This is a genomic window from Blautia sp. CAG:237 (genome assembly GCF_000436615.1).
Classification (GTDB): domain Bacteria; phylum Bacillota; class Clostridia; order Lachnospirales; family Lachnospiraceae; genus Blautia_A; species Blautia_A intestinihominis.
Genome location: NZ_FR886764.1, coordinates 1 through 8,882, shown reverse-complemented (window position 1 = coordinate 8,882; position 8,882 = coordinate 1). Strand labels below are relative to the sequence as shown.

At 47.2% G+C, this 8,882-nt stretch carries 9 protein-coding genes and 1 pseudogene; all 10 read left to right on the top strand.

Features of this window, described 5'->3' with window-relative positions; translation table 11 throughout:
- Positions 1-201: 30S ribosomal protein S16 (rpsP, locus tag QZL69_RS11910; protein WP_291519558.1), on the top strand; the 201-nt coding region annotated here is incomplete at its 5' end.
- A 60-nt stretch (positions 202-261) separates the two neighbouring features.
- Positions 262-492, top strand: a complete 231-nt coding sequence (locus tag QZL69_RS11905; protein ID WP_005424345.1) for a KH domain-containing protein — start codon at positions 262-264, stop codon at positions 490-492.
- A 58-nt stretch (positions 493-550) separates the two neighbouring features.
- A complete protein-coding gene (gene rimM / locus QZL69_RS11900; protein ID WP_022215426.1) occupies positions 551-1,057 on the top strand; it encodes a ribosome maturation factor RimM in 507 nt (168 codons plus the stop codon).
- A complete protein-coding gene (gene trmD, locus QZL69_RS11895) occupies positions 1,058-1,822 on the top strand; it encodes a tRNA (guanosine(37)-N1)-methyltransferase TrmD (protein WP_022215425.1) in 765 nt (254 codons plus the stop codon).
- 2 nt (positions 1,823-1,824) lie between these two features.
- Positions 1,825-2,850, top strand: a complete 1,026-nt coding sequence (gene queA, locus QZL69_RS11890; protein WP_022215424.1) for a tRNA preQ1(34) S-adenosylmethionine ribosyltransferase-isomerase QueA — start codon at positions 1,825-1,827, stop codon at positions 2,848-2,850.
- A gap of 154 nt (positions 2,851-3,004) precedes the next feature.
- Positions 3,005-3,586, top strand: coding sequence for a DUF6553 family protein (locus QZL69_RS11885; protein WP_022215423.1), 582 nt, complete (start codon positions 3,005-3,007; stop codon positions 3,584-3,586).
- Between the two features lie 45 nt (positions 3,587-3,631).
- Positions 3,632-6,556: an insulinase family protein gene (locus QZL69_RS11880; RefSeq protein WP_022215422.1), complete on the top strand. Its 2,925-nt coding sequence runs from the start codon at positions 3,632-3,634 to the stop codon at positions 6,554-6,556.
- Between the two features lie 25 nt (positions 6,557-6,581).
- Entirely contained in the window at positions 6,582-7,490 is a 909-nt protein-coding gene (gene era / locus QZL69_RS11875; protein WP_022215421.1) for a GTPase Era, read from the top strand.
- Between the two features lie 3 nt (positions 7,491-7,493).
- The gene (recO, locus tag QZL69_RS11870) at positions 7,494-8,246 is read left to right on the top strand and encodes a DNA repair protein RecO (RefSeq protein WP_022215420.1); all 753 of its coding nucleotides are present in this window, start codon (positions 7,494-7,496) and stop codon (positions 8,244-8,246) included.
- Between the two features lie 78 nt (positions 8,247-8,324).
- Positions 8,325-8,882 (top strand): annotated as a pseudogene (locus QZL69_RS11865) (glycine--tRNA ligase); the annotation flags it as partial.

The window sequence follows — 8,882 nt, the reverse complement described above, 5'->3', positions numbered from 1 at the left end:
CCTTTTTATAGAATCGTAGTTGCAGATTCCCGCAGTAAACGTGACGGAAAATGCATCGCTGAGATCGGAACATACGACCCGAACATCGAGCCAAGCGCATACAAAGTAAACGAAGAAGAAGCTAAAAAATGGCTTGCTGCTGGTGCTCAGCCAACAGACGTTGTTGCAAGAATCTTCAAAGAGGCCGGAATCGAGAAATAAGAAATACTTTACGGAAGGTATTTCTAAAGTCCTGTCATAGACAGTACAGGGAGGTATGTAATGAAAGAATTAGTTGAAGTAATTGCAAAATCTCTTGTCGAGCATCCGGATGAGGTGGTAGTCACCGAAAACGAAAAAGAAGATGCAGTTATCATTGAACTGAAAGTAGGCCCTTCCGACATGGGAAAGGTCATTGGAAGACAGGGACGTATTGCCAAGGCAATCCGTACAGTAGTTAAGGCGGCTTCTTCAAAGAGCAGCAAAAAAGTAATTGTAGACATTCTGCAATAAAGAAAGAATCGGAGCTGTGGAAACATAGCTCCTTTTTACATCTTAAAGGGAGTTTTTTATGGAAGATTTATTAAAGGTCGGAGTGATCACTACCACACATGGAGTGAGAGGCGAAGTAAAGGTATATCCTACCACAGACGATGCAGAGCGTTTTCTGGATCTGGATTATGTGATGCTGGATACAGGAAAAGAATACCGCAGACTGGATATCAAGAACGTAAGATTTTTCAAAAACCTTGCGATCCTCAAATTTGACGGCATCGACAATATCAATGATATCGAGAAATACAAAGGATGCAGTCTCTGGATCCCGAGAGAAGAAGGCCAGGAGCTCGGAGAGGATGAGTACTATATTGCAGATCTTCTGGGAATGAATGTGGTATTAGAAGACGGAACAGAATTCGGGACACTCAAAGATGTCATGGAGACAGGAGCAAATGATGTCTATATCATCAACTCCAAAGAACACGGCGAAGTGCTCCTTCCGGCGATCAAAGAGTGCATTTTGAATGTAGATCTGGAAAGCAATACAATGACCATACATTTGATGAAGGGACTTATATAAATGAATTTTCATGTTTTGACACTTTTTCCGGAAATGATCCAGCAGGGAATGAACACCAGCATCATCGGACGCGCAATCACAGGAGGCTATCTTTCTGTGGAAGCCATCAACATCCGCGATTATGCGTTCAACAAACACCAGAAAGTCGATGATTATCCTTACGGCGGCGGCGCAGGTATGCTGATGCAGGCAGAGCCTGTCTACCTCGCTTACCAGTCCATCGAGGAAAAAATCGGCTACAGACCGCGCGTGGTCTACCTGACTCCACAGGGCAGCGTCTTTAACCAGACTATGGCGAAAGACTTTGCCAAAGAAAAGGATCTGGTTTTCCTGTGTGGACATTACGAAGGGATCGATGAGCGTGTACTTGAAGAAGTAGTCACAGATTTGGTTTCCATCGGCGATTACGTGCTCACAGGCGGCGAGCTTCCGGCAATGGTCATGATGGATTCCATTTCCAGAATGGTCCCGGGAGTCTTAAGCAACCAGGAATCCGGCGAGACGGAATCTTTTGCCGGAAATCTTCTTGAATATCCACAGTACAGCCGTCCAGAAGAATGGCACGGCAAAAAAGTCCCTCCTGTCCTTTTATCGGGACACCATGCCAATATCGAAGCATGGCGGAGAGAGCAGTCCATTCTGCGCACGGCGAAAAACCGACCGGATCTTCTCAAGAAGGCAGACCTCACCAACAAAGAATGGAACCAGGTCCGCCAGTGGAGAAAACAATGGAAAGAAGAAAAAGAACAGAACGATAAGGAGTAATTATGAAAACATCAGATTTTTATTATGATCTTCCGAAGGAACTGATCGCACAGGATCCGCTGGAAGACCGCAGTTCTTCCAGGCTTCTTCATCTTTCTATGAAAGACGGATCCATGGAACACAGACATTTTACAGACATTCTGGACTATCTGAATGAGGGAGACTGTCTGGTCATCAACGATACGAGAGTTATCCCGGCGCGTCTGTACGGACACAAGGAAGAGACAGGAGCCCTGATCGAGATCCTGCTTCTGAAACGCCGCGAGAATGACATCTGGGAATGTCTCGTAAAACCAGGCAAGAAAGCAAGACCGGGCGCAAAGATCACTTTTGGAGACGGAATCTTAAAGGGTGAGATCATCGACATCGTTGATGAAGGAAACCGCCTGATCCAGTTCCACTATGACGGAATCTTTGAGGAGATCCTGGATCAGCTTGGCGAGATGCCTCTGCCTCCGTACATCACACATAAATTAAAAGACAAGAACCGTTATCAGACCGTATATGCCAAGAACGACGGCTCCGCAGCAGCACCGACAGCCGGACTTCACTTCACGAAAGAACTTCTGGAGCAGGTGAAGGCAAAGGGCGTCAAGATCGCACATGTGACACTTCACGTAGGACTTGGAACCTTCCGTCCGGTCAAAGTAGATGATGTAGAACAGCATCATATGCATTCAGAATTCTATATGGTAGAAGAAGATCAGGCAAAACTCATCAACGATACCAAGAAAGCAGGCGGACGTGTGATCTCCGTAGGAACCACAAGCTGCCGTACCCTGGAATCAGCAACCGGTGAGGACGGGATTCTTCTCGCAGGAAGCGGCTGGACAGAGATCTTTATCTATCCGGGCTACAGATTCAAGATGATCGACGGACTAATCACCAACTTCCACCTGCCGGAATCCACCCTGATGATGCTGGTTTCCGCTCTTGCAGGCAAGGAAAACATTATGGCAGCTTATGAGGAAGCAGTACGCCAGAAGTATCGCTTTTTCTCCTTCGGCGACGCCATGCTCATCCTGTAAATCTTGACAAATTAGGGACAAACTATTTCTCACAAAGAGGACTACCCTTTTTTCTCCATATTTGCTATAATAGGCATATTGGAGGAAAGAGGGTTTTATTTTTTTATCTTCTAACACCGTGGCAGAATAAAATACCCAAAGGAGAAGGATATATATGGATACACCAACAATCGCACAATATTATAGAGAAACAGACCCGGCTAAACGTAAGGAACTTTTGGATCAGGCAATTGCCGAGGAAGGCGCTACAGAGGAGAATCAGGCCCGCAGGGAGATCTGGGATGCCCGCTACAGCATGAAATCTGATCTTGGAGGTCAGGCAGATGGTTATCTGAAGTTCTGGATGACGATCGAATTCAACCGTACTTCCGGAAACAGATGGTTTACTTCCAAAGGTGCGCGTAAGGGACTTCAGAAGGAACTGGATCAGGTGCACTTTCATGAGCTTGCAGCGAAAAGTGAACTGCACAGAGAACTCATTTATCGGGAGTGCGAACACCTTGTGAAGTTGTACATGGATCTCTGCCAGACAGACAAGAGTTATAATACAATACTCTGCGGACTTGTGACAATGAAGAAGGATGATGTCAAATCAAAACTTCAGAGAGATATTTATGAGACTGCTGTCAAAGTACCGAGAGAACTTGATATGGAACAAGAACTGGCACTGCTCACCAGAGCTGCCCGCAAAGTCTACGAGGATTATTTCCCGGGCGAGGGCGGACTGCCGGAATAAATTCCGCAAAATAACAAATACTACATATAAAAAACGGAGGCATCAATGAATTTAAACGAAGTGACTGCATACGAAGTCATCCAGAAAAAAAAATTAACTGATATCCGTTCTACAGGCTACCTGCTCCGGCACATCAAGACCGGAGCGAGGGTAATGCTCATTGAGAACGATGACGAAAACAAAGTGTTCAATATCGCTTTTCGAACCCCGCCGAAGAACAGCACAGGCGTTGCCCACATTCTGGAGCACAGCGTGCTTTGCGGATCCAGAGAATTTCCACTGAAGGATCCTTTTGTGGAACTGGTCAAAGGCTCTTTGAACACTTTTTTGAATGCCATGACTTATCCGGACAAAACCTGCTACCCGGTGGCAAGCTGCAACGATCAGGATTTCCAGAACCTGATGCATGTTTACCTGGACGCAGTTTTTTACCCGAATATTTACAAGAAAGAAGAGATTTTTCGCCAGGAAGGATGGAGCTACCATCTGGAACAGCCGGAAGGACCACTGACATACAACGGGGTTGTTTACAACGAAATGAAGGGAGCTTTTTCCTCTCCGGACGATGTCCTGGAGCGTGACATCATGAACTCTTTGTTCCCGGATATCACCTATGGCTGTGAATCCGGCGGAGATCCTGACAATATCCCGGATTTAAGCTACGAGGAGTTTCTTGATTTCCACAGAACGTATTATCACCCATCCAACAGCTATATTTATCTGTACGGAAATATGGACATGGTGGAGAAACTTGACTTTATCGACAAACATTATCTTTCCGCTTATGACAGCCTAAACGTAGATTCCGAGATCAGAGAGCAGAAGCCTTTTGCCGCAATGCAGGATCTGACCATGGAATATCCAGTTGCAGAGAGCGAGGGTGAGGAGGACAATGCATACCTTTCTTACAACGTTGTAGTGGGAACTGCTATGGACAGCCTCACCAGCATTGCATTTGAAGTCCTGGATTATGCACTCTTAAGTGCGCCGGGCGCACCGCTCAAGCAGGCACTTCTTGATGTCGGCATCGGTAAGGATATCTACGGTGCTTATGAGGATGGTATCCGTCAGCCATATTTTGACATTATCGCAAAGGGCGCAAATGCGGACAAAAAAGACGAATTTGTTTCCGTTATCCGCAAAGTCCTTCAGGATGTCATCACATCCGGAATTGACAAGAAAGCTCTGGAAGCCGGAATCAACTGCATGGAATTCCGCTACAGAGAGGCAGATTTCTCTTCCTATCCGAAGGGGCTGATCTATGGACTCGATATCCTTGGCAACTGGCTCTATGACGATGAACATCCATTTGCACAGGTAGAACTGATCCCGGTATTTGAGAAGCTGAAATCCCTCAAGAACACAGGATACTTCGAAGAACTGATCCGGAAATATCTCCTCGATAATCCACACGGATCTGTACTGACCCTTGTACCATCCAGAGGTCTTGCTGCAAGAAAGGCAAAAGCCCTGGAGGACAAACTTGCTGACTACCTGAATGGAATTTCCGAGGAAGAAAAACAGCAGATGGTACAGCGCACGAAGGATCTTGAGGCATACCAGGAAGCTGAGGAAGATCCGGAAGCAGCCAAATGCATTCCGATGCTTAAGCGCGAGGATATTCGCAAGGAAGCAGATAAATTCTACAATGAAGAACTGGATGTGGACGGAAGTCTTTTCCTGTATCACGACGTTCCGACCAATGGAATCGGCTATCTGGATCTGATGTTTGACCTTAAGAGCCTTTCACCGGACAAAGTACTATATCTCGGACTCCTGAAATCCGTACTCGGTTATGTGAATACCGCACATTACACCTATGGAGAACTTTCAAATGAGATCAATGCCGAGACAGGCGGGATCGTGTGCGGCGTGGAAGTGTTTGACCGCGCAGACTCTGTCGATGAATACCGTGCATTCTTCGGAGTGAAGGGCAAGGTAATGTACCCTAAGACAGATGTTATGTTCCGCATGATTCGTGAGATCCTCAATACCTCTGATGTGACAGACACCCGCAGACTTCATGAGATCATCTCAAGAGTCAAATCAAGAGCACAGTCAAGTCTGGTGAGTGCAGGACATTCCACAGCTGTACTCCGTGCTGCATCCTATGGTTCACCGATGGCTGCGTTCCAGGATGCGATGGCAGGAATCGCTTACTACCAGTTCATCGAGAAACTGGATAAGGAATTTGAAGAGCGCAAGGATGAGATCATTGAGAACCTTAAATCCCTGATGACTGAGATCCTCCGCCCGGAAAACTTAAGCGTCAGCTACACCGGCGAGAGAGAATCTCTGGAAACGATGCAGAAACAAGTCAGAGAATTAAAGAAAACTCTTCATCAGGAAGCAGTCGAAACTTCTCCGGCACCGATGATCTGCGAGAAAAAGAACGAAGGCTTCATGACCTCCGGACAGGTACAGTACGCGGCACAGGCAGGAAACTTCCGCAAGAAAGGCTTTGCATACACAGGTGCACTCAATATCCTCAAAGTCGCTTTAAGCTACGATTATCTCTGGATCAACATCCGTGTCAAAGGCGGCGCTTATGGCTGCATGAGCGGATTCAAATACAGTGGCGAGAGCTTCTTCGTATCTTACCGTGATCCGCATCTGAAACGCACTTACGATGTTTTTGCAGGAATCCCGGATTATGTACGTGGATTTAAGGCTGACGAGCGTGAGATGACAAAATACATCATCGGAACGATCAGCGGCAAAGACGTACCGAAGACTCCGCAGATGAAAGGCAATGCATCCAAGGGAGCATACTTCTGCGGCGTGACAGAAGAGATGATGCAGAAAGAACGTGACGAGATCCTGAATGCACAGGCAGAAGACATCCAGGCACTGGCTCCGCTGATCGAGGCGATCCTGTCCGATGAAGAGATCTGTGTTGTAGGAAGTGAACCAAAAGTACAGAAAGAAGAGACACTCTTTGGAAGCATCAGCCCGCTGATCAACGGCTGATCCAGGGAGCAGTTTAGGAGTAAATATGAAAGATAATTTTAAATCCGGATTTACAGCGATCATCGGCCGTCCAAATGTCGGAAAATCCACATTGATGAACCATCTGATCGGTCAGAAGATCGCGATCACATCCAAGAAACCGCAGACGACCAGAAACCGTATCCAGACCGTATATACCTGTGAGGACGGTCAGATCGTCTTCCTCGATACCCCTGGTATCCACAAGGCAAAAAACAAGCTGGGCGAGTACATGGTCCAGGTAGCAGAGAGAACACTCAAAGATGTCGATGTGATCCTCTGGCTGGTAGAGCCGACGACCTTTATCGGCGCAGGAGAACGTCACATTGCAGAGCAGCTTAAGGGCTTACATCTGCCGGTCATCCTTGTGATCAACAAGGTCGATACCGTTGACAAGGACGAGATCCTCAAGGCGATCGACACCTACCGTAAACTTTATGAATTTGATGAAATCATTCCATGCTCTGCACTGCGCAACCAGAACACAGAGGATATCGTCCCGTGCATTCTGAAATACCTGCCATACGGACCGATGTTCTACGATGAGGACACCGTAACAGACCAGCCGCAGAGACAGATTGCCGCAGAGATCATCCGTGAGAAGGCACTTCACGCGCTTGATGCTGAGATCCCGCATGGAATCGCAGTCGCTATCGACAGCATGAAAGAGCGTCCTGGCAAAAACAACCTCGTAGACATCGAAGCAACGATCATCTGCGAGAGAGACTCTCACAAAGGAATCATTATCGGCAAACAGGGTGCCATGCTCAAAAAGATCGGCAGCAATGCCCGCTATGAGCTGGAACGCATGCTGGATGCCAAGGTCAACCTGAAGATCTGGGTCAAAGTCCGCAAAGACTGGCGTGACAGTGACTTTATGATTAAAAACTTTGGTTACGACAAGAAGGAAATCTGATAAATGAGTGATCTGATCACCGTGCAGGGAGTTGTGATCTCTGCGATGCCGATCGGCGAATATGACAAGAGAATCGTTCTGCTGACCAGAGAGAGGGGCAAGATCTCCGCTTTTGCCAAAGGTGCAAGACGGCCGAACAGCCCGTTTCTGGCAGCAGCAGATCCTTTTGTGTTTGGAACTTTTACCCTGTTTGAAGGCAGGAGCAGCTATAATCTGAACCAGGTGTCCGTATCCCACCATTTCGTAGAACTGGCGGCGATGCAGCCTGGGGTCTATTATGGCTATTACTTCCTGGAACTGGCAGATTACTTCGGGCGTGAGGGAACGGACGAGAGGGAGATGATGAACCTTCTCTATGTCACAGTCAAAGCCCTTCTGAATCCGAAGATGGACAACCCTCTGATCCGCTGCATCTTTGAACTGCGGACGATGGTAGAGGAGGGACTCTGCCCGGAGCTTTTTCAGTGCGCGCAGTGCGGACGTGAGGAGATTCCGGAAGGACAGGTGTTTTTTTCGCAGGATCTCCACGGCATCCTGTGCCAGAAATGCGCATCCGGACAGAAAGGAACTCTTCGGATTTCGCCTTCGGCACTTTATGCCATGCGCTTTATAGCGACAGCACCGATGGGAAAGCTGTATACTTTTACTGTGAAGGATGAAGTGCTTCTGGAACTGGAGCACATCATACATAGATATACGGCTGCAAACACGGACAAAAGGTTCCGAAGTCTCCAGATTCTGGAGGTTATGAAATAAAAAAGTTGAAATATATTGAAAATGCGGTATAATGAGAACACTTAGGTTTTCACCAATAAAACAATGAGGAGAGATATCATGGAAAAAACAATGGAGAAAATTGTTGCTCTGGCAAAAGCCAGAGGATTCGTTTATCCTGGTTCAGAAATTTATGGAGGTCTTGCAAATACCTGGGACTACGGTAACCTTGGCGTTGAACTCAAGAACAACGTAAAGCGCGCATGGTGGCAGAAATTTGTTCAGGAATCCCCGTACAATGTCGGTGTAGACTGTGCGATCCTGATGAATCCGCAGACATGGGTAGCATCCGGTCATCTTGGCGGATTCTCCGATCCTCTGATGGACTGTAAGGAATGCCACGAGCGTTTCCGTGCAGACAAGCTGATCGAGGATTTCTGCGGAGAGCATGACATTGCGATCGAAGGAAGCGTAGATGCATGGTCCCAGGAGCAGATGATGAACTTCATCAAGGATCACGAAGTTCCGTGTCCGTCCTGCGGCAAGCACAACTTCACAGATATCCGTCAGTTCAACCTGATGTTTAAGACATTCCAGGGTGTAACTGAGGACGCCAAGAACACTGTTTACTTAAGACCTGAAACAGCACAGGGTATCTTTGTAAACTTCAAGAACGTA